At 62.0% G+C, this 18,320-nt stretch carries 17 protein-coding genes; 14 read left to right on the top strand and 3 right to left on the bottom strand.

Translation table 11 applies throughout. The features are described 5' to 3' along the window. The first annotated feature begins 13 nt into the window (after window positions 1-13). The 12 genes from tal (at window position 14) to AC1DY9_RS19250 (ending at window position 12,832) form a co-directional block, all read left to right on the top strand. Window positions 14-961 carry a transaldolase gene (tal, locus tag AC1DY9_RS19305; protein WP_477667365.1) on the top strand — a complete coding sequence of 316 codons (948 nt, stop codon included), beginning with the start codon at window positions 14-16 and terminating at the stop codon, window positions 959-961. Window positions 962-981: 20 nt separating this feature from the next. Continuing rightward, window positions 982-2,559: a glucose-6-phosphate isomerase gene (pgi, locus tag AC1DY9_RS19300; protein ID WP_477667364.1), complete on the top strand. Its 1,578-nt coding sequence runs from the start codon at window positions 982-984 to the stop codon at window positions 2,557-2,559. Window positions 2,560-2,649: 90 nt separating this feature from the next. After that, the gene (locus AC1DY9_RS19295) at window positions 2,650-3,510 is read left to right on the top strand and encodes a DUF3047 domain-containing protein (RefSeq protein ID WP_457282604.1); all 861 of its coding nucleotides are present in this window, start codon (window positions 2,650-2,652) and stop codon (window positions 3,508-3,510) included. Between the two features lie 277 nt (window positions 3,511-3,787). Then, the gene (locus tag AC1DY9_RS19290; protein ID WP_477667363.1) at window positions 3,788-5,095 is read left to right on the top strand and encodes an ABC transporter substrate-binding protein; all 1,308 of its coding nucleotides are present in this window, start codon (window positions 3,788-3,790) and stop codon (window positions 5,093-5,095) included. Window positions 5,096-5,177: 82 nt separating this feature from the next. After that, a complete protein-coding gene (locus AC1DY9_RS19285; protein ID WP_457282606.1) occupies window positions 5,178-6,035 on the top strand; it encodes a carbohydrate ABC transporter permease in 858 nt (285 codons plus the stop codon). A 10-nt stretch (window positions 6,036-6,045) separates the two neighbouring features. After that, complete coding sequence (locus AC1DY9_RS19280) at window positions 6,046-6,870, top strand: carbohydrate ABC transporter permease (protein ID WP_457282607.1); 825 nt, start codon at window positions 6,046-6,048, stop codon at window positions 6,868-6,870. Between the two features lie 13 nt (window positions 6,871-6,883). Further along, window positions 6,884-7,921: an ABC transporter ATP-binding protein gene (locus AC1DY9_RS19275; protein WP_477667362.1), complete on the top strand. Its 1,038-nt coding sequence runs from the start codon at window positions 6,884-6,886 to the stop codon at window positions 7,919-7,921. Between the two features lie 86 nt (window positions 7,922-8,007). After that, on the top strand, window positions 8,008-9,411 hold the full coding sequence (gene dalD / locus AC1DY9_RS19270; RefSeq protein WP_457282623.1) for a D-arabinitol 4-dehydrogenase: 1,404 nt from the start codon (window positions 8,008-8,010) through the stop codon (window positions 9,409-9,411). Next, window positions 9,408-10,196: an L-iditol 2-dehydrogenase gene (locus tag AC1DY9_RS19265; protein ID WP_457282609.1), complete on the top strand. Its 789-nt coding sequence runs from the start codon at window positions 9,408-9,410 to the stop codon at window positions 10,194-10,196. The genes dalD and AC1DY9_RS19265 overlap by 4 nt, the downstream gene beginning before the upstream one ends. Window positions 10,197-10,212: 16 nt before the next feature. Beyond that, window positions 10,213-10,884, top strand: a complete 672-nt coding sequence (locus AC1DY9_RS19260; RefSeq protein ID WP_477667361.1) for a transaldolase family protein — start codon at window positions 10,213-10,215, stop codon at window positions 10,882-10,884. A gap of 20 nt (window positions 10,885-10,904) precedes the next feature. Beyond that, entirely contained in the window at window positions 10,905-11,873 is a 969-nt protein-coding gene (locus AC1DY9_RS19255; RefSeq protein ID WP_477667360.1) for a carbohydrate kinase family protein, read from the top strand. Between the two features lie 11 nt (window positions 11,874-11,884). Continuing rightward, window positions 11,885-12,832, top strand: a complete 948-nt coding sequence (locus AC1DY9_RS19250; RefSeq protein ID WP_477667359.1) for an AraC family transcriptional regulator — start codon at window positions 11,885-11,887, stop codon at window positions 12,830-12,832. A gap of 18 nt (window positions 12,833-12,850) precedes the next feature. Here AC1DY9_RS19250 and AC1DY9_RS19245 read toward each other — a convergent pair whose 3' ends face one another. The 3 genes from AC1DY9_RS19245 to AC1DY9_RS19235 form a co-directional block, all read right to left on the bottom strand. After that, a complete protein-coding gene (locus AC1DY9_RS19245; protein WP_477667358.1) occupies window positions 12,851-13,531 on the bottom strand; it encodes an OmpW/AlkL family protein in 681 nt (226 codons plus the stop codon). A gap of 291 nt (window positions 13,532-13,822) precedes the next feature. Further along, window positions 13,823-15,475, bottom strand: coding sequence for a chaperonin GroEL (groL, locus tag AC1DY9_RS19240; protein WP_411877453.1), 1,653 nt, complete (start codon window positions 15,473-15,475; stop codon window positions 13,823-13,825). 92 nt (window positions 15,476-15,567) lie between these two features. After that, on the bottom strand, window positions 15,568-15,858 hold the full coding sequence (locus AC1DY9_RS19235) for a co-chaperone GroES (protein WP_007872916.1): 291 nt from the start codon (window positions 15,856-15,858) through the stop codon (window positions 15,568-15,570). 572 nt (window positions 15,859-16,430) lie between these two features. Here AC1DY9_RS19235 and AC1DY9_RS19230 point away from each other — a divergent pair. After that, window positions 16,431-18,035: a ShlB/FhaC/HecB family hemolysin secretion/activation protein gene (locus tag AC1DY9_RS19230; RefSeq protein WP_477667357.1), complete on the top strand. Its 1,605-nt coding sequence runs from the start codon at window positions 16,431-16,433 to the stop codon at window positions 18,033-18,035. A 37-nt stretch (window positions 18,036-18,072) separates the two neighbouring features. Further along, window positions 18,073-18,320: ESPR domain-containing protein (locus AC1DY9_RS19225; RefSeq protein ID WP_477667356.1), on the top strand; the 248-nt coding region annotated here is incomplete at its 3' end.

The raw sequence follows: 18,320 nt of genomic DNA, 5'->3' as shown, positions 1-18,320 counted from the left end.
CAGCCACCCAGCCATGACCCAACTTGACGCCCTGAAACAGTTCACCACCGTAGTCGCTGACACCGGTGACTTCAAGCAACTGGGGCAGTTCAAGCCGCAGGACGCCACCACCAATCCGTCGCTAATCCTCAAGGCGGTGCAGAAGGCTGATTACCAGCCACTGTTGAAGGACACCGTGAGCCGCTTCAAGGGCCGGGCGCTTGACGAAGTCATGGACCGTCTGCTGGTGCGTTTTGGCTGCGAAATCCTTTCCATCATTCCGGGCCGAGTCTCGACGGAGGTTGATGCCCGCCTGAGCTTTGACGCCAACGCAACGTATACGCGCGGCGAGCGCATCATCGAGCTCTACCAGGCTGAAGGCATTCACATTGACCGCGTGCTGATCAAGGTTGCTGCCACCTGGGAAGGCATACAGGCGGCCGAAAAGCTGGAACAGCGCGGCATCCACACCAACCTCACGCTGCTGTTTTCGTTCTGCCAGGCCATCGCCTGCGGCCAGGCCAAGGTTCAGTTGATCTCGCCGTTTGTCGGCCGTATCTACGACTGGTACAAAAAATCTGCCGGCGCCGCCTGGGACGAAGCCGCCATGGCCGGCGCCAATGATCCCGGCGTGAAGTCGGTGCGCGAGATCTACAACCATTACAAGCACTTCGGCATTGCCACCGAGGTGATGGGCGCGAGCTTTCGCAACGTGGGCCAGATCACTGCACTCGCCGGCTGCGACCTCCTGACCATCAGCCCGGAACTGCTGGCCCAGCTTGCCGCCAGCGATGCCGCGCTGCCGCGCGCACTCGATGCCAAAGCCGCAGCGGCGCTGGATTTGCCCCCAGTGAACTTTGACGAAGCCGGATTCCGTTACGCGCTCAACGAAGACGCCATGGCCACCGAGAAGCTGGCCGAAGGCATTCGCGCTTTCGCGGCCGATGCCGTGAAACTTGAGCAGCTGATGCTGGCCGCATAACCTCCCGCACAGGACACGTCATGAACCGACTGCGTTGCGACCAGACTTCCGCATGGCCTGCGCTGCGGGCGCTGTATGCCGCTTCCGGCAAAGATTTCGACCTGAAGGCTGCATTTGCTGCCGATCCGGATCGCTTCACCAGCTTCAGCCAGGATGCACCACACGTTTTTGCGGACCTTTCCAAAAACCTGATCGACACCGGCAGCCAGGCTTTGTTGTTTGACCTTGCGCGCGCGTGCGGGCTGGAGCAGCACCGCAACGCCATGTTCGCCGGGGAACTGATCAACGGCACCGAAAAGCGCGCCGTGATGCATTTTTTACTGCGAAATCCGGCTGTAGCCCAGGATGGTGTTGCGCCGGCAGCTATTAAAAATATAGCAACCGAGTTGACCCAGGTTCACACCACGCTGGACGCCATGCTCGCTTATGCCGAACAGGTGCGCGCGGATGCCGCCATCACCGATGTTGTCAATATCGGCATAGGCGGCTCCGACCTGGGGCCCCAAATGGCGGTGCTGGCGCTCGGCGAATTCGCCGCCACGGGCAAGCGCGTTCACTTTGTCTCCAATGTGGATGGGGACGAGCTGGCTACCGTGCTCAAGGGGCTCAAGCCGCAAAGCACGCTGTTCCTGATCGCGTCCAAAACCTTCACCACCACCGAGACCATGACCAATGCGCATTCGGCCCGGCGCTGGTTTGAGGCACAGGGCGGACGCGACATCAGCCGGCATTTCGCCGCACTGACGACCAATGTCGCGGCAGCCAACGAATTCGGCATCAGCACCACCTTTGGTTTCTGGGACTGGGTGGGCGGGCGTTATTCGCTGTGGTCGGCCATCGGCTTGCCGGTGGCCATCGCCATTGGCGCAGCCGGCTTTCGCGAGCTGCTGGCCGGCGCGCACGCCATGGATGAGCACTTTCGCACCGCACCGCTGGAGCGCAACCTGCCGGTGCGCCTGGGGCTGCTCGATGTCTGGTACCGCAACTTTCACGGCTTTACCAGCCGGAGCATCGCGCCCTACAGCAGCGCGCTGCGCCGCCTGCCGGCCTACCTGCAGCAGCTCGAGATGGAAAGCAACGGCAAACGCGTGGATTCGGATGGCAAGGCCTTGCCGTTTGAAACGTCGCCGGTGCTGTGGGGCGAACCGGGCACCAACGGGCAGCACGCCTACTTTCAAATGCTGCATCAGGGGACGTCGGTGGTGCCGGTCGAGTTTGTGGCGGTGAAAACAGCCGCGCACGCACCGCATGACCTGCCGGGGCATCACGCCAAATTGCTGGCCAACGTTCTGGCCCAGGCGCAAGCCTTAATGACCGGCAAAGAAGAGGTCGGAGGCCACAGGCACTTTCCTGGCAACCGTCCCAGTACTTTCCTGTTGCTTGAGCGGCTTACACCAGCCAGCCTGGGCGCGCTGATTGCCCTGCAGGAGCACCGTGTGTTTGTCAGCGGTGCGATCTGGGGCATCAACAGTTTTGACCAGTGGGGCGTCGAGCTCGGCAAGGTGCTGGCCAAAGACATCGAGCCACGCCTGCGCAGCGGGGACATATCCGGCCTTGATGGCTCGACCGCCGGCCTGCTGCGCAAAATTGCCGGCTGAATACCGCAAAAGTGTGCGTTTTTCCATTGCGGGAGCGCGCGCTTCCGTGGTCAACTTGCCACATCGCCGATTTTTCGATGGCTTCGCATCATGTCTTTTTCCCTTCCGCTTCGCCGCCTTTCCCCCCGTTTTTCGATGTTCGCCGCAGCGTTTCTCACGCTGGCTCTGGTCTCCGGCTGCGCGACACGCTCAGCTCCTGACGAGGACACTGATGTCGATGAGCCGGTCAGCCGCGGCGGCACGCTGGGCCCGGCGGAGGGGGTCACGGGTACCGCCTGGGCCGAGATGTCGGCCCCGCCCAAGGCTGGCGAGCTCAAACCGGACGACCTCAAGTGGGAAATCTTCCGCGTGCCCGGCAAGCAGCCGGCCAGCTACAGCTATGTGCGTCATGAAGGTCGCGACGCGGTGCTCGCAAAGGTCGAGGCGTCCGGCAGCATCCTGCGCCATCGCCACCGCATCGAGCCCGACCAGCTAGGGCTCGTGCGCTTTTCCTGGAACGTGCCGTACGCCGGTGCGGGTGCCAACCTCGCGCTGCCGCAACTCGAGGATGTGCCGGTGCGGGTGGTGCTCGCGTTCGAAGGTGACCGCTCGCGGCTGTCGATGAAAAATTCCCTGCTGTCCGAGTTGAGCCGGCTGCTGACCGGCGAAGAAATGCCGTTCGCGACGCTGGTTTATTCGTGGTCGCGCGTCAACCGGCCGGGCGAAGTCGTCGTCAACGACCGCACCGACCGTATCCGCAAGATCATTGTCGATTCGGGCGACCACGGCTACAACGAATGGCGCAGCTACGAGCGTGACATCCGCGCCGACTACCGCAAGGCCTTTGGCGAAGATCCGGGCGCCTTGCTGAGCTTCGCCGTCTTCACCGAAGGCGAAAAGAACGAGGGTCAGCTGCAGGCCTTCTACGGGCCACTCAAGCTGGTGCCGGCATCGGCTGTCGCGCGCAAATAGCGCCGCGACCGGTCGGCGTGTTGATGCCGCCCGATCTGATTTCTCTGTCCGTTGGTGCAAACGACCCAGGCTGACGGCTTGGATTGGCGGAGCGCGTCACGTCGGTCTTGACAATTTGTTGCATCTAATGATGCGGGATTTAGGGAAATTACCACTCCTTCAATGCAACAAAGTATTGAAGTTCCCTGATCTGGTATCAAACCCGCAAGGACCTTTCTTCAAAATGCAGTGAACGGCAAAGCGGCCGTTTCGACTGACATAACGAAGGAGACACCCTATGAAGCGTTTTATCCAGGCAGGCCTGGTGCTTGCACTCTCAGGCGCCGGCATGGCCCATGCCGTGACCGAACTCGTGGTGGCGACGGTGAACAACGGCCACATGATCGAAATGCAGAAGCTCACGCCGGTTTTCGAGAAGGCCCATCCCGACATCAAGCTCAAATGGGTCACGCTCGAAGAAGGCACGCTGCGCCAGCGCGTCACCACCGACATCGCCACCAAGGGCGGGCAGTTCGACGTGATGACCATCGGCCTGTACGAAGCGCCGATCTGGTCGAAGAAGGGCTGGTTGCAGCCCATTGCCACCGATGCCGCCTATGACGTCGACGACCTGTTGCCCGCCATCCGCGCCGGCCTGTCGCATGAAGGCAAGCTCTATGCCGCGCCGTTCTATGGCGAGAGCTCGATGCTCATGTACCGCAAGGACCTCGCCGACAAGGTCGGCTTCAAGATGCCCGAGCAGCCCACCTGGACACAGGTGAAGGAACTGGCTGGCAAGATCCACGATCCGAAAGCCGGGGTGTACGGCATGTGCCTGCGCGGCAAGCCGGGCTGGGGCGACAACATGGCCTTCCTGACCACGCTGGTCAACACCAACGGCGGCCAGTGGTTCGACATGCAGTGGAAGCCGCAGATCGACACCAAGCCCTGGAAGGACGCGATCGGCTTCTACGTGGACCTGATGAAAGCCTACGGCCCGCCCGGCGCCTYGGCCAACAGCTTCAACGAAAACCTCGCACTCTTCAACGAAGGCAAGTGCGGCATGTGGGTGGATGCAACCATCGCCGCCTCGTTCATCAGCGATCCGAAGCAGTCGAAGGTGGCCGACAAGGTGGCCTTTGCCCAGGCCCCTGTTGCCGTCACGCCCAAAGGCGCCAACTGGCTGTGGACCTGGAACCTGGCCATTCCGGCCAGCTCGACCAAGGGCGCCGCTGCCCAGACCTTCGTGAAGTGGGCTACCTCCAGGGAGTACATCAATCTGGTCGCCAAAGAACATGGCTGGGGGACGGTACCCACCGGCACGCGCAAGTCGACCTACGCAAACCCCGAGTTCCAGAAGGTTGCGAAGTTTGCTGCCGCCGAGAAGAAAGCCATCGACAGCGCCAACCTCAGCGACAGCACGCTGCCCAAGTCGCCCTACGTCGGCGTGCAGTACGCGGCCATTCCCGAGTTCCAGGCCATCGGCGTGGCGGTGGGCCAGCAGATGAGTGCCGCACTGTCGGGCAAGGTCACGGTGGACCAGGCCCTGAAGACATCACAGACGGCCGCCGAGCGTGAGATGAAAAAGGCCGGGTATTACAAGTAAACCCACAGGCAGCATGCCCTGCCCGCGGACCGGTAAAGCCGGATCCGCGGCAGTTCTGCCCTGATGCCCCGGGACCCACAACATGAACCGCCTCCTGCCACGCGCGCTCATGGCGCCCGCAGTGCTCACGCTCTTCCTCTGGATGATCGTGCCGCTCGTGATGACCCTGTACTTCTCGTTCGTGAGCTACAACCTCATGCAACCCGGCGAGCATCCGTTCATCGGCATCGAGAATTTCCAGTACTTCATCACCGATCCGGACTTCTGGCCTGCGACCTGGAACACGCTGCTGCTCATCGGCAGCGTGATCGTCATCACGGTGGTGTTCGGTGTACTGCTCGCGCTGCTGGTGAACGAGCCCTTTCCGGGGCGAGGCATTGTGCGCGTGCTGCTTATCTCGCCGTTCTTCGTCATGCCCGCAGTGAACGCGCTGCTGTGGAAGCACATGATGATGAACCCGATTTACGGCGTGCTTGCCGACCTCTGGCGTTTTTTCGGTGCGCAACCGGTCGACTGGCTCACCGATGTGCCGCTGTTGTCGGTGATCATCATGGTGGCCTGGCAGTGGCTGCCCTTCGCCTGCCTGATCTTCATTACCTCGTTGCAGTCGCTCGACCGCGAGCAGATGGAAGCGGCGCGCATGGACGGTGCAAGTTCGTTCCAGCGGTTCTTCTATCTCATCATTCCGCATCTCGGCCGGCCGATGGCGGTGGTGATCATGATCGAAATGATCTTTCTGCTCAGCGTGTTCGCCGAGATCGCCATCACCACCAATGGCGGTCCGGGCAACGAGAGCACCAATCTCACCTACATGATCTTCAAGCAGTCGCTGATGAACTTTGACGTGGGCGTGGCATCGGCAGGTGCTTTGTTTGCGGTGGTGGTGGCCAACATCGTGGCGGTGTTCCTCATCCGCATCGTCGGCAAGAACCTCGACTGAAGGAACGATTGTGCAACCCAGTAATTTTCTTCCGCTACTGCTGCGCACTGTGGGTGCCTGGGCCGTGGCGCTGCTGCTGTTTTTCCCGCTCGGCTGGCTGTTTCTCACGGCCTTCAAGACCGAGCTGCAGGCGATTCATGTGCCGCCGCTCTTTATTTTCGAGCCCACGCTCGACAACTTCAGCGAAGTGCAGCGCCGCAGTGACTATTTGCTGTATGCGCGCAACTCGCTCATCACCAGCCTGGGCTCAACCCTCATCGGCCTGTTGATCGCGGCACCCGCCGCGTACTCGATGGCCTTCTTCCGTACGAAGAGGACACGCGACATCCTGATGTGGATGCTTTCCACCAAGATGATGCCGGCGGTGGGTGCGCTGGTGCCGATCTATGTTCTCGCGCAGACCGCGGGCCTGCTGGATTCGCTCACCGCGCTGACCATCGTGTTCACGCTGGCGAACCTGCCGATCATGGTGTGGATGCTCTACAGCGCCTACAAGGACATTCCTAACGAGATCCTGGAAGCCGCACGCATGGACGGTGCGAGCCTCTGGACCGAATTCCGCCATGTGGTGCTGCCGCTGTCGGTGGGCGGTCTCGCTTCGACCGGCCTGCTGTGCCTGGTGCTGAGCTGGAACGAGGCCTTCTGGGCGCTCAACCTCAGTTCGGCCAAGGCCGGCACGCTGGCGACATTGATCGCATCGTACTCCAGCCCTGAAGGTCTGTTCTGGGCCAAATTGTCAGCCGCCTCGCTGATGGCGATCGCACCCATCGTCGTGTTCGGCTGGTTCAGCCAGAAACAGCTGGTGCAAGGCCTCACATTCGGTGCGGTGAAGTGAAAGGAATTGACTTATGGCTTATCTGGAACTCAAGAACATCGAGAAAAGCTTCGGGGAAACCCAAATCATCCGCGGTGTTGATCTTGAAATCAACAAGGGCGAGTTCATCGTCTTTGTCGGCCCTTCGGGTTGCGGAAAATCGACACTGCTGCGCCTCATCGCGGGGCTTGAGCCCATCACCAAAGGCAACTTGCTGCTGGACGGCAAAGACATCACCTGGACGCCTTCGGGCAAGCGTGACCTGGCGATGGTGTTCCAGAGCTACGCGCTCTACCCGCACATGAGTGTGTACGACAACATGTCCTTTGCGCTCAAGCTTGCGGGCGTGCCGAAGGACGAGATCCAGGCCAAGGTCGAGTACGCGGCCAAAACGCTCAACCTCACCCAGTACCTGGACCGCACACCGAAAGACCTGTCGGGCGGACAGCGGCAGCGGGTGGCGATTGGCCGCGCCATCGTGCGTGCACCCAAGGTGTTCCTGTTCGACGAGCCCTTGTCCAATCTGGATGCCGCGTTGCGCGGCAACACGCGCGTCGAAATCCACAAGCTGCACCGCGCGCTCGGCGCGACGACCATTTACGTCACGCACGACCAGGTCGAGGCGATGACGCTGGCCGACCGCGTGGTGGTGCTCAGGGACGGACTGATCGAGCAGGTCGGCACGCCGCTGGAACTCTACGACCACCCGGCTAACCGGTTTGTCGCGCAGTTCATCGGTATGCCGTCGATGAACATGGTGGCGGCGAGCGCCATTCCGAGCTTCTCGGCGGCCACCGGCGGGCGCCTGCCGAGCGATGGTTTCCTGGGCGTCCGGCCGGAAGGCTTGCGCGTGCATCCGAAGCAGGCCGCTGCTTTGGGTGTGCAAGGCCGCGTGGAGCTGATCGAGGCACTCGGTGCCGATACCCTGATTCACGTCGACGTCGGCGGCGTACCGTTGATAGCGCGCCAGAACGAGCGGACACCGCTTCATGCGGGTGACGATGTGGCGGTCGAGCTCGACTCCTCGGTGCTTCATCTGTTCAACCGTGAAGGCCGTGCGGTTCCGGCCTGATTTCTTCCTTCTTCCTTTCGGACATTCCCTTGACTCTCGCAACAGCGCTTCTTGTGCAAACGCCACCGGCGCCTTCGGAATTCACGGTGCTTCACCTTGGACTGGGTTCATTTCATCGAGCCCACCAGGCCGTTTATCTTCAGCGGCTTATCGATGCGGGCGACACCCGTTGGTCCATCGTGGGCGCCAACATCCGGCCCGACATGGCCGAGGTCGTCGCGGCCTTGCAGGCACAGGGCGGGCGTTACACGCTGGAAACCGTATCGCCGGCCGGCGAGTACCGCTATGAACAGGTTGAGGCCATCCGCGAAGTGCTTCCCTGGGAAGCCTCGCTGGCTGCGGTGATCTCTCGCGGCGCGGCGCCGTCCACCCGCATCGTTTCATTCACCGTGACCGAGGCAGGCTACTACCTCGACACGAAAGGCAAGCTGGACTTGTCTTTCAATGATCTCGAAGCAGACCTTGAGCGTGCACGCCGCGGCGAGGCGGGCGGGGAGGGCGTGACCATCTACGGCGCCGTCTGCGCGATCCTGCGCGCGCGCAAGGCGGCGCTGGCCGGCCCGGTGACCCTGCTCAACTGCGACAACCTGCGCCACAACGGCGACCGCTTCTATGCCGGGTTGCGCGAATTCATTGAACTCACAGGCGATACCGGGCTGCTTTCGTGGGTCGCGGGGAACACCCGCTGTCCCAACACGATGGTCGACCGCATCACGCCGCGTCCGCCACCCGAGCTGCGCGCTCGCGTCAAGGCCGCCACGGGGAGGGATGATGCGGCCGCGATCACTGGCGAGAGTTTCATCCAGTGGGTGATCGAAGACAATTTCGCGGCCGGGCGACCCGACTGGGGCCGTGTGGGCGTGGAACTGGTCGAATCGGTGCAGCCTTACGAGGAGGCCAAGATCCGCATCCTCAACGCCACGCACAGCTGCATTGCCTGGGCCGGCACATTGGTCGGGCTGGATTTCATCCACGAAGGAACACACCACGCGGCAATCCGGAAGATGGCCTACGACTATGTGACGGACGACGTGATTCCCTGCCTGAGTTCTCCCGACACTCCCGGGCCGATCGACCTCGCGGCGTACCGCGATGTGGTGCTCGAGCGCTTTGGCAACCCTGCGATCCGCGACACCAACCAACGCGTGGCGGCGGACGGTTTCTCGAAGATTCCAGGGTTTATCGCGCCCACGGTACGGGAGCGGCTCGCCGCGGGACAGCCCATCGACAGCGTCGCAATGCTGCCTGCGCTGTTCCTTGTTTTTCTGCGGCGCTGGCACCGGGGAGCGCTGCCCTATGCCTATCAGGACCAGGGTATGGACGAGGCCGTGGCCCGCGCGATCTGCGACGCTGTCGATCCTGTGCGCGCGCTGTGCTCCGACGCGGGGCTATGGGGGAGTGCCGCAGGCGATACGCGGCTGACGGATGCCGTGCGCGGAGCGATCGGGCGGGTAGCCGGTTTTGTCAATTCAGGGGTAAAAAAAACATGAACGAACGTCTGAAGAACCATCATGTGCTTCTGACGGGTGCCGGTGGCGGCATCGGTCTGGCGGTGGCTGAAGCCTGCATCGCCGAGGGCGCGCACTGCAGCGTGGTCGACCGGGCAGTGGCGACGCCTGAAGCCGTGCAGGCACTGCAGAAACGTCATCCCGGCTGCCTGGCCTACATCGCGGCGGACGTGACGGACGCGCAGGCGATTGCGCGCCTGCTGGCGCAGGCACAGGCCGCTTTTGGCCCCATTCATACCCTGTTCAACAACGCGGCCGTGTTCGACCTCGCGCCTTTGCTTGACAGCGACGAGGCATCTTTCGACAAGCTCTTTGCCGTCAATGTGAAAGGCATGTTCTTTGTCATGCAGGCCGTGCTTCGCCACATGGTCGAAGCTGGCACGCAGGGTGCGTCGGTCATCAACATGGCCTCGCAGGCCGGGCGGCGCGGCGAAGCGCTGGTGTCGCACTACTGCGCCACCAAGGCCGCGGTCATCAGCTACACCCAGAGTGCCGCATTGGCCATGGCGCCGCATGGCATTCGCATCAACGGCATCGCACCCGGTGTGGTCGATACGCCGATGTGGGACCATGTCGACAGCCTGTTTGCCAGGGCAGAAGGGTTGCCACCGGGAGAAAAGAAGCGGCGCGTGGGCCTCGAAGTGCCGCTCGGCCGCATGGGTGTACCGGCAGACATCGCGGGAGCGGCGGTATTTCTGGCAAGCGACGAAGCGCGTTACATCACGGCGCAGACCCTGAATGTCGATGGCGGCAACGTGATGAGCTGATTTTCCGTTTGCGAGCATGAACGACGATTTCCACCTGTACCTCGACAGCGCCGATCTGGCCGAACTGAAGGCCTGCCTGCCGCATCCGGTGGTGCACGGCGTAACCACCAACCCCACGCTGCTGCAGCGAGCGGGCGTCTGGCGCGCCGCGGTGCCCGGCCTCCTGGCGCGCTGTATCGAACTGGGTGCGCGGCAGGTGCAGGCGCAGGTGTATTCGAGCGAAGTCGATGGCATGCTCGAAGATGCGCGGGACCTGTTGCGGCACTTCGACCAGGGCCAGCTGGTCGTGAAGATTCCCGCCACGCGCCAGGGCTTCGATGCCGGCGCCCGGCTTGTCGCGCAAGGTGTGCCGGTCACGTGGACGGCTGTCTACGCACCCGAGCAGGCGCACTTTGCCGCCCTACTGGGTGCGGCTTATGCGGCACCCTACCTGGGACGGCTGGAGGATGCTGGTGTCGACGGGCTGGCGCTGATCGCGCAGATGCAGGCGCTGGTAGCGCAGCGGCCTTCGTCCGGCACCCGACTTCTGGTGGCCAGCATACGCTCCCGCGAGGCCTATCTTTCCTTGCTTCGATTAGGTGTGGGCGCCATCACGATTGCGCCGCGTCTCTTTGCAGAATTGCTCGATCATCCCGCCACGCTGGATGCCGAGCGCGGATTCCTGGCCGACGCCCGCGCCTTGCCCTGACAGAGGACAATCCGGAAACCATGCGCATTGCACTCACGGGCGAAGCCCTGATCGATTTCACTGCCAGCGAGGCAGGCACGCTGGCGTTCCTGGGCCACGAGGGCGGCTCGCCGCTCAACACGGCTGTCGCCTGCGCGCGCCTCGGACAGCCCACCGGGTTCCTCACGCAACTGTCGACCGACCTGTTCGGCGAACGCTTGATGCGTTTTCTCGAACGCAACGGCGTGGACACCCGTTTCATCCTGCGTAGCCACGCGCCGTCGACCCTGGCCTTCGTTGAGCGCACACCACAGACCAACCGCTATGCCTTCTACACGCACGGCAGCGCCGATGCGACCTGGGCGCCAGAGCCGCTGCCGCAGTTGCCGGCGGAATGCCGTTTTCTGCATTTCGGCTCAATCGCGCTCCTGCAGGAACCTGCTGCCACGTGCATCACCGGGCTGATGGCCGCCAATGCCGGGCGCCGTGTGATCGTGTTCGATCCCAACGTGCGGCCCAGCCTGATTTCCGACATGGCAGCCTACCGCGCGCGCGTCATGAGCTGGTTTGCGATGGCCGATCTGGTCAAGCTCAGCGACGAAGATGCCGGACTGCTGGCGCCCGGCAGGCCTGTCGATGCGCTGGCAGCGGATTGCCTGCACGCCGGTGCGCGAGCGGTCATCGTCACGCATGGCGCTGGCGGTGCCACGCTTTGGCGCACGGGGCACGAGCCGTTGACTGTGGCGGCACCGCGTGTTGAGGTGGTCGACACCATCGGCGCGGGCGATACTTTTACGGCCGGGCTTTCAGTCTCGCTGCTTGCGCATGGCGTCGAACACCCGGCCCAGCTTGGCGAGCTGAGCGGCGACGCCTGGCGCGCAGTGATGCGCTTCGCCGCCACGGCCGCCGCACTGAACTGCACCCGCGAAGGTGCCGATCCGCCCACGCTGGAGGCCGTTCACGCCGCGCTCGTGCGAGAGGACAATGAGGCCGTTGCTTCACGGTCCTGACCCAGACTGCCATGACAACGTCTACATCCAAACGCCCGATCCCCCGTCAGCGCCAACCCGAACTGGAGCGCGATATTGCGCGCTCCCCATCACTGGGTTACGAGTCACCTGAAACCGGTCTGGTGCGCTGTCTTGCACATGGCTTTCCGAGCCCGCTGGTACGCTGGCATTTTCATGAAGAGTATGAACTGCACCTGATCACCGAGACCTCGGGCAAGGCGTTTGTCGGCGACTGGATCGGACCGTTTCAGCCCGGTCATCTGGTGTTGTGCGGCCCGCGCCTGCCGCACAACTGGATTTCGCTTGACGTGCCCGAAGGCGGCGCCGCGGGACGCGACCGGGTGATCCAGTTCCATCACGAGCCCATCGAGCGCGCGGCAACCGGGATTCCTGAATTGCGCGAAGTGATGCAGCTGCTCGAACGGGCACGCCATGGTATCGAGTTCTTCGGCATGTCGCAGCAGGCGCAGACGCACTGGGACAACATCAAGGCCGCGCGCGGCGTGCGCCGCCTCGGCCACTTTTTTGAGTTCATGGCCGACCTGGCGCAATGGACGGACTACCGGCTGCTGTCGAGCGTACAGATGCAAGGCACGCAGGGCGCCGATGGCGACGCACAGGTTGACCAGATCAACGGCATCGTCAACCGCATTACCGCCAACATGGCGGAGCCGATCTCGATGTCAGTCGTGGCAGCCGAGCTCGGCATGAGCGAGAGCCGCTTCAGCCGCTTCTTCCAGCGCTCCACCGGCAACAGCTTTACCGACTTCGTCAACCGTGTGCGCATCAACAGCGCCTGCCACCTGCTGATGCAGACCGACCACAACGTCACCGACATCTGCTATCAGGTCGGTTTCAACAATGTCGCAAACTTCAACCGGCGTTTCCTGGAGATCAAGGGCATGACGCCTACCGAGTTCAGGCGGCAGACAGACGACCGTTTTGGCCGGTTATCCTGATGGTCCTGGGGCGTGAAATTAAAACTTGTACCCCAGTTGCAAGGTGAAGCAATCCGGGTCAAGGCCCACATCGATGGTCTGGTTGGTACTGAGCGTGCCGCGGGTTTTCAGGAAAGTCTTGGTATAGCTGGCTTCCACAAACCATTTTTTGTCGAGGTTGAAAATACCACCCAGTTGCAACGCGGGGGCAAATTTCGACTTGAAAGATACGCTTGTGGCGGGGCCGCCTGGGTTGGTCAACGCGGTCAGCAGGGCTGTGCCGCGTTCCTTGTAGAACTTCACGTAGGAGAGGCCTGCACCCAGGTAAGGACGAAACCGGGCGTCGGCATCAAGAAACCGGTATTGCGCGATCAGCGTGATGGGCAAGGCCCGGGTGTCGGCCACCGTGCCAACGCCAGCGAGCACACCTGCGCCGCTGACGTCATGCCTGAAGCCCAAACCGAGCGGCAGGTGCAAGCTGATGTGATCGGTGACCATGTAGTTCACGGCGGCCGTTAACCTGGAACTGCTGCTGACGTCGACTTTCGCGTCCTGAATTACGCCAGTTCCGGACGGCGCCGAAAGGCTGCCGCTGTTCACGGAAGGCGCAATCCGCGTGACGCCGGCCGACACGGACCATGTGCCCGCCTGTTGTGCAAAGCCGTATACGGAAGAAACCGCCAGGGCGGCCGCTATGAATAGTTTCTGGGAGGGATTCATGGGCGAGTGCAGTGCGAGGATGTGTTCGGGTTGCTATGGCGTCATTGTTTGTGCCGGCGGTTTTCGCGCCATCGCACGGGCGAGGGAAGTCATCCGGTGGCTCATGAGAAATCATGGTAGCGGCAGGCGCCAACGTGCAGCATCTTCCTCGCCGTTTTTGTGAAGAGACTGTGGCGCCGCAGACGAAAGGCCTTGCTGTGTGAAAACGTTTTTCGTACAAAGTGAGCGGGCAATAAAAAAGGGCCGCGAAAGCGGCCCTTTTTTTGCTGGAGCGAGAAGCTCAGGCAGGCATTACATGCCCATGTCGCCCATGCCGCCCATTCCACCCATGCCGCCTGGCATGCCGCCGCCGGCGCCGGATTCTTCCTTCGGAGCTTCGGCGATCATGGCTTCGGTCGTCAGCATCAGGGATGCGACGGAGGCTGCGTTCTGCAGTGCGGTGCGGGTGACCTTCGTGGGATCCAGGATACCCATTTCGATCATGTCGCCGTAGGTGTCGTTGGCTGCATTGAAGCCGTAGTTGCCCTTGCCGGCCAGAACCGCGTTCACCACCACAGAGGCTTCGCCGCCTGCGTTGTAAACGATTTCGCGCAGGGGGGCTTCAATGGCGCGCAGCACCAGCTTGATACCGGCGTCCTGGTCAGGGTTGTCGCCGGCGATCTTGCCAGCAGCTTGCTTGGCGCGCAGCAGGGCCACGCCGCCGCCGGCCACAATGCCTTCTTCCACGGCAGCGCGGGTAGCGTGCAGTGCGTCTTCCACGCGGGCCTTCTTTTCCTTCATTTCGACTTCGGTGGCAGCGCCAACCTTGATCACGGCAACACCGCCGGCCAGCTTGGCCACGCGCTCTTGCAGTTTTTCACGGTCGTAGTCGCTGGTCGCTTCTTCGATCTGGACGCGCACTTGCTTGACGCGTGCTTCGATGTCGGCAGCGGCGCCGGAGCCGTCGATGATGATGGTGTTTTCCTTGCCCACTTCGATGCGCTTGGCCTGGCCGAGGTCAGCCAGCGTCACTTTTTCGAGCGACATGCCGACTTCTTCAGCGATGACCTTGCCGCCGGTCAGGCAGGCGATGTCTTCCAGCATGGCTTTGCGGCGGTCGCCGAAGCCAGGGGCTTTCACAGCCACAACCTTCAGGATGCCGCGCAGGGTGTTCACGACCAGAGTTGCCAGGGCTTCGCCCTCGACTTCTTCAGCAATGATCAGCAGTGGACGGCCGGCCTTGGCGACTTGCTCCAGGGTAGGCAGCAGGTCACGGATGTTGCTGATCTTCTTGTCGTAGAGCAGAACAAAGGGGTTGTCCAGCAATGCGGACTGCTTTTCAGGGTTGTTGATGAAGTAAGGGGAGAGGTAGCCGCGGTCGAACTGCATGCCTTCGACGACGTCGAGCTCGTTTTGCAGGGACTTGCCGTCTTCCACGGTGATCACGCCTTCTTTACCAACCTTGTCCATCGCGTCGGCAATGATCTTGCCGATGGATTCGTCGGAGTTGGCAGAGATCGAACCGACCTGGGCAATTTCCTTGGAGGTGGTGGTGGGCTTGGAAGCCTTCTTCAGCTCTTCGGTCAGGGCCAGCACGGCCTTGTCGATACCGCGCTTCAGGTCCATCGGGTTCATGCCCGCGGCCACGTATTTCATGCCTTCGCGGACGATGGCTTGAGCCAGAACGGTGGCGGTGGTGGTGCCGTCGCCAGCGTTGTCAGAAGTCTTGGAAGCGACTTCCTTGACCATCTGCGCGCCCATGTTCTGCAGCTTGTCCTTGAGTTCGATTTCCTTGGCGACGGACACACCGTCCTTGGTCACCGTGGGGGCGCCGAACGAGCGCTCCAGAACCACGTTACGGCCTTTAGGGCCCAGGGTTACCTTGACGGCGTTGGCCAGGATGTTCACACCCTCGACCATGCGTGCGCGGGCTTCGCCGCCGAAAATTACGTCTTTTGCTGCCATGATGCAGATTCCTTAAAGTTTATGGATGAAATCGCCTGCTAGCCCAAGTAGGACGTGCGCCAGCAGCTATCAAATAAATAGCAGAAGAGAGATTACTTCTCGACCACTGCAAACAGGTCTTCTTCTTTCATGACGAGCAGTTCGTCGCCGTCGACCTTGACGGTCTGGCCGCTGTATTTGCCGAACAGCACGCGGTCGCCAACTTTCACGCCCACGGGGCTCAGTTCGCCCTTGTCGTTCTTCTTGCCTGGGCCAACGGCCAGCACTTCGCCCTGATCAGGCTTTTCAGCGGCGCTGTCAGGAATGACGATGCCGGAAGCGGTTTTGGTTTCGTTTTCCACGCGTTTGACGATCACGCGGTCGTGCAAAGGACGAAGTTTCATGAGAGCTCCTTGTTTGAGAACAATGGTTTTGGGAATCAAAAAGCACCCACGTAAAAGTGAGTGCCTGTTAACTTGGTGGATTGACTGGGCTTTGTTAGCACTCAATACCATCGAGTGCTAATCATAGAGGCATTCCGGACGGTTTTCAAGGTGAAGGGCCGAAAACTGCCTTTTTGCTGAACGGGTGCCAAGACCGCAGTCCGCGTAGATGGACCCCAATGATTCCTCTCATCGCGCCCCAAAAACCAACACTTCCAAGGTCTTGTAAGTAACATTCCTTACATTTCCACTCCGCAAAATTTAAACTTCGGGTTAACCCAGGTGTATGACCTGGCGAGAACAACAAAMCGGAAWCAGGGAGAGCGTGATTGGCCAAGCCACACGATGACTTGGGTGTATCACTCGGGGCGGTGCCAGCRTGCACCCCAAAATYTGCAAAACCAACAGCCAGCCTGCGCAAACTGTGCGTCGGCCTTGCCACGGCTGTCATAGTTTGTAACGTTTTTGCCCAGCCCGCGCCGCAAAGCAGCGCCGAGCAGGAGCAGCGCCGTGCMSAGGAGCGCGACCGGCTGATGCGAGAGCAGCAGGAACGTACGCCSGATGTGCGGCYGCCCAAGGYTCCTGAGGCAGAGGCTGCCAGGCTGCCTACGGCCGAATCGCCGTGCTTTCCGGTCCACACCCTGAAGCTGCGCACCGCTGCCGGCGAATCAGCCGCGCTGGCGACCCAATTCGCCTGGGCGCTTGATGCCGCAGCCGGGCCGGACGCGAGCGATTCGCCAACAGGCCGCTGCCTGGGCACAAGCAGCATCGGCATCGTGATCAAGCGCGTGCAAAACGCCGTGATTGCCCGCGGCTACGTCACCACGCGTGTGCTCGCCGAGCCGCAAGACCTCAAAACMGGCATCCTCGCGCTCACGCTGATCCCCGGCCGTATCCGTGCCGTCCGGTTCTCCGAAGGCAGTGACGCACGTGGCAATGCCTGGACGGCCCTGCCTGCCAGGCCGGGTGACATCCTGAACCTGCGCGACATCGAGCAGGCTTTGGAAAACTTCAAGCGTGTGCCCACGGCCGAAGCCGACATCCAGATCGAGGAAGCCAAGGGCGCGGAGGTCCAGCCGGGCCAGAGCGACCTGGTCATCAGCTACAAGCAGGCCTTTCCGTTTCGCCTCTCGGTGTTTGCCGATGACAGCGGATCCAAAGCCACCGGTAAATACCAGGGTGGCATCACCCTGTCTTACGACAATGCGCTGACGCTCAACGACCTGTTCTATGTATCGCTCAATACCGACCTGGGCGGCGGTGAACCGGGTGGCCGCGGCACGCGCGGCAGCACCGTGCATTACTCGCTGCCTCTGGGCTACTGGACGCTGGGCGCCACCGTCAGCGATAACCGCTACTTTCAGAGCGTCGCTGGCCTCAACCAGGATTACGTTTACCGCGGCACCAGCAGCAACGCCGAACTCAAGCTCTCGCGCCTCGTCTACCGCGACGCCAGCCGCAAGACTTCCATCAGCCTGAAGGCTTTCCAGCGCCGCTCCAACAACTTCATTGACGACACCGAAGTCGAGGTGCAGCGCCGCATCGTCGGCGGCTGGGAGCTCGGCGCCGGCCACAAGGAGTTCATAGGCCAGGCTACGCTCGAAGGCAATGTGGCGTACAAGCGCGGTACCGGCGCCTTCGGCTCGCTACCTGCACCGGAAGAAGCGTTTGGTGAAGGGACATCCCGCTTTGCCGTGATCAATGCGGATGCCAACCTGACCGTTCCCTTCAAGATTGCCGACCAGGGCATGCGTTACAGCGCCACATGGCGCCTGCAACACGACCGCACGCCCCTGACCCCGCAAGACCGCTTTGCCATCGGCGGGCGCTACACCGTGCGCGGTTTCGACGGCGAATCTTCGCTGAGCGCCGAACGTGGCTGGCTGCTGCGTAATGAACTCAGCACCGCGCTGGGCGAGAGCGGCCAGGAGGTTTACGTCGGCCTGGACCACGGCGAGGTGGCCGGGCCCAGCAGTGAATTCCTGGCGGGCAAGCGGCTGACCGGCGCCGTGATCGGTTTGCGCGGCAGCTTCAAGAAGTTGCAATACGACTTCTTTATCGGCGCGCCCGTCAAAAAACCCGAATTCTTTCGTACCGCCAACAGCACAGTGGGCGTGAGCCTCAACGCTTCGTTCTAACGCTTCCCCTTTCTGTCATATCAGCTGACCTTTCGCCATGAACAAGAACCTGCACCGCATCATCTTCAATTCAAAGCGCGGCCAACGCATGGTGGTGGCCGACACCGCCAGCAGCCAGGGCAAGGCGGCAGGTGGTGAAACGTCGGGCGTGGCCGCTTCCGTGGATCTTCTGGCCTGCCTGCACCCCCTGCGCCTTGCCGTGCTGGGTGCTGTGCTGTGGCTGCAACCGGCCGTGCAGGCACAGGTCGTTGCAGACCCGTCAGCCCCCGGCCAACCAGCGCCCCA

The organism is Polaromonas sp. P1_F6 (genome assembly GCF_056405695.1).
The sequence above is the reverse complement of the archived record's forward strand: the minus strand, read 5'-3'. Positions and strand labels throughout refer to the sequence as shown.

Bases quoted from the DNA above. Each gene is read 5' to 3' on its own strand.
- tal (WP_477667365.1), top strand. From the start codon at position 14: ATGACCCAACTTGACGCCCTGAAACAGTTCACCACCGTAGTCGCTGAC.
- pgi (WP_477667364.1), top strand. From the start codon at position 982: ATGAACCGACTGCGTTGCGACCAGACTTCCGCATGGCCTGCGCTGCGG.
- AC1DY9_RS19295 (WP_457282604.1), top strand. From the start codon at position 2,650: ATGTCTTTTTCCCTTCCGCTTCGCCGCCTTTCCCCCCGTTTTTCGATG.
- AC1DY9_RS19285 (WP_457282606.1), top strand. From the start codon at position 5,178: ATGAACCGCCTCCTGCCACGCGCGCTCATGGCGCCCGCAGTGCTCACG.
- AC1DY9_RS19275 (WP_477667362.1), top strand. From the start codon at position 6,884: ATGGCTTATCTGGAACTCAAGAACATCGAGAAAAGCTTCGGGGAAACC.
- AC1DY9_RS19265 (WP_457282609.1), top strand. From the start codon at position 9,408: ATGAACGAACGTCTGAAGAACCATCATGTGCTTCTGACGGGTGCCGGT.
- AC1DY9_RS19260 (WP_477667361.1), top strand. From the start codon at position 10,213: ATGAACGACGATTTCCACCTGTACCTCGACAGCGCCGATCTGGCCGAA.
- AC1DY9_RS19255 (WP_477667360.1), top strand. From the start codon at position 10,905: ATGCGCATTGCACTCACGGGCGAAGCCCTGATCGATTTCACTGCCAGC.
- AC1DY9_RS19250 (WP_477667359.1), top strand. From the start codon at position 11,885: ATGACAACGTCTACATCCAAACGCCCGATCCCCCGTCAGCGCCAACCC.
- AC1DY9_RS19245 (WP_477667358.1), bottom strand. From the start codon at position 13,531: ATGAATCCCTCCCAGAAACTATTCATAGCGGCCGCCCTGGCGGTTTCT.
- groL (WP_411877453.1), bottom strand. From the start codon at position 15,475: ATGGCAGCAAAAGACGTAATTTTCGGCGGCGAAGCCCGCGCACGCATG.
- AC1DY9_RS19235 (WP_007872916.1), bottom strand. From the start codon at position 15,858: ATGAAACTTCGTCCTTTGCACGACCGCGTGATCGTCAAACGCGTGGAA.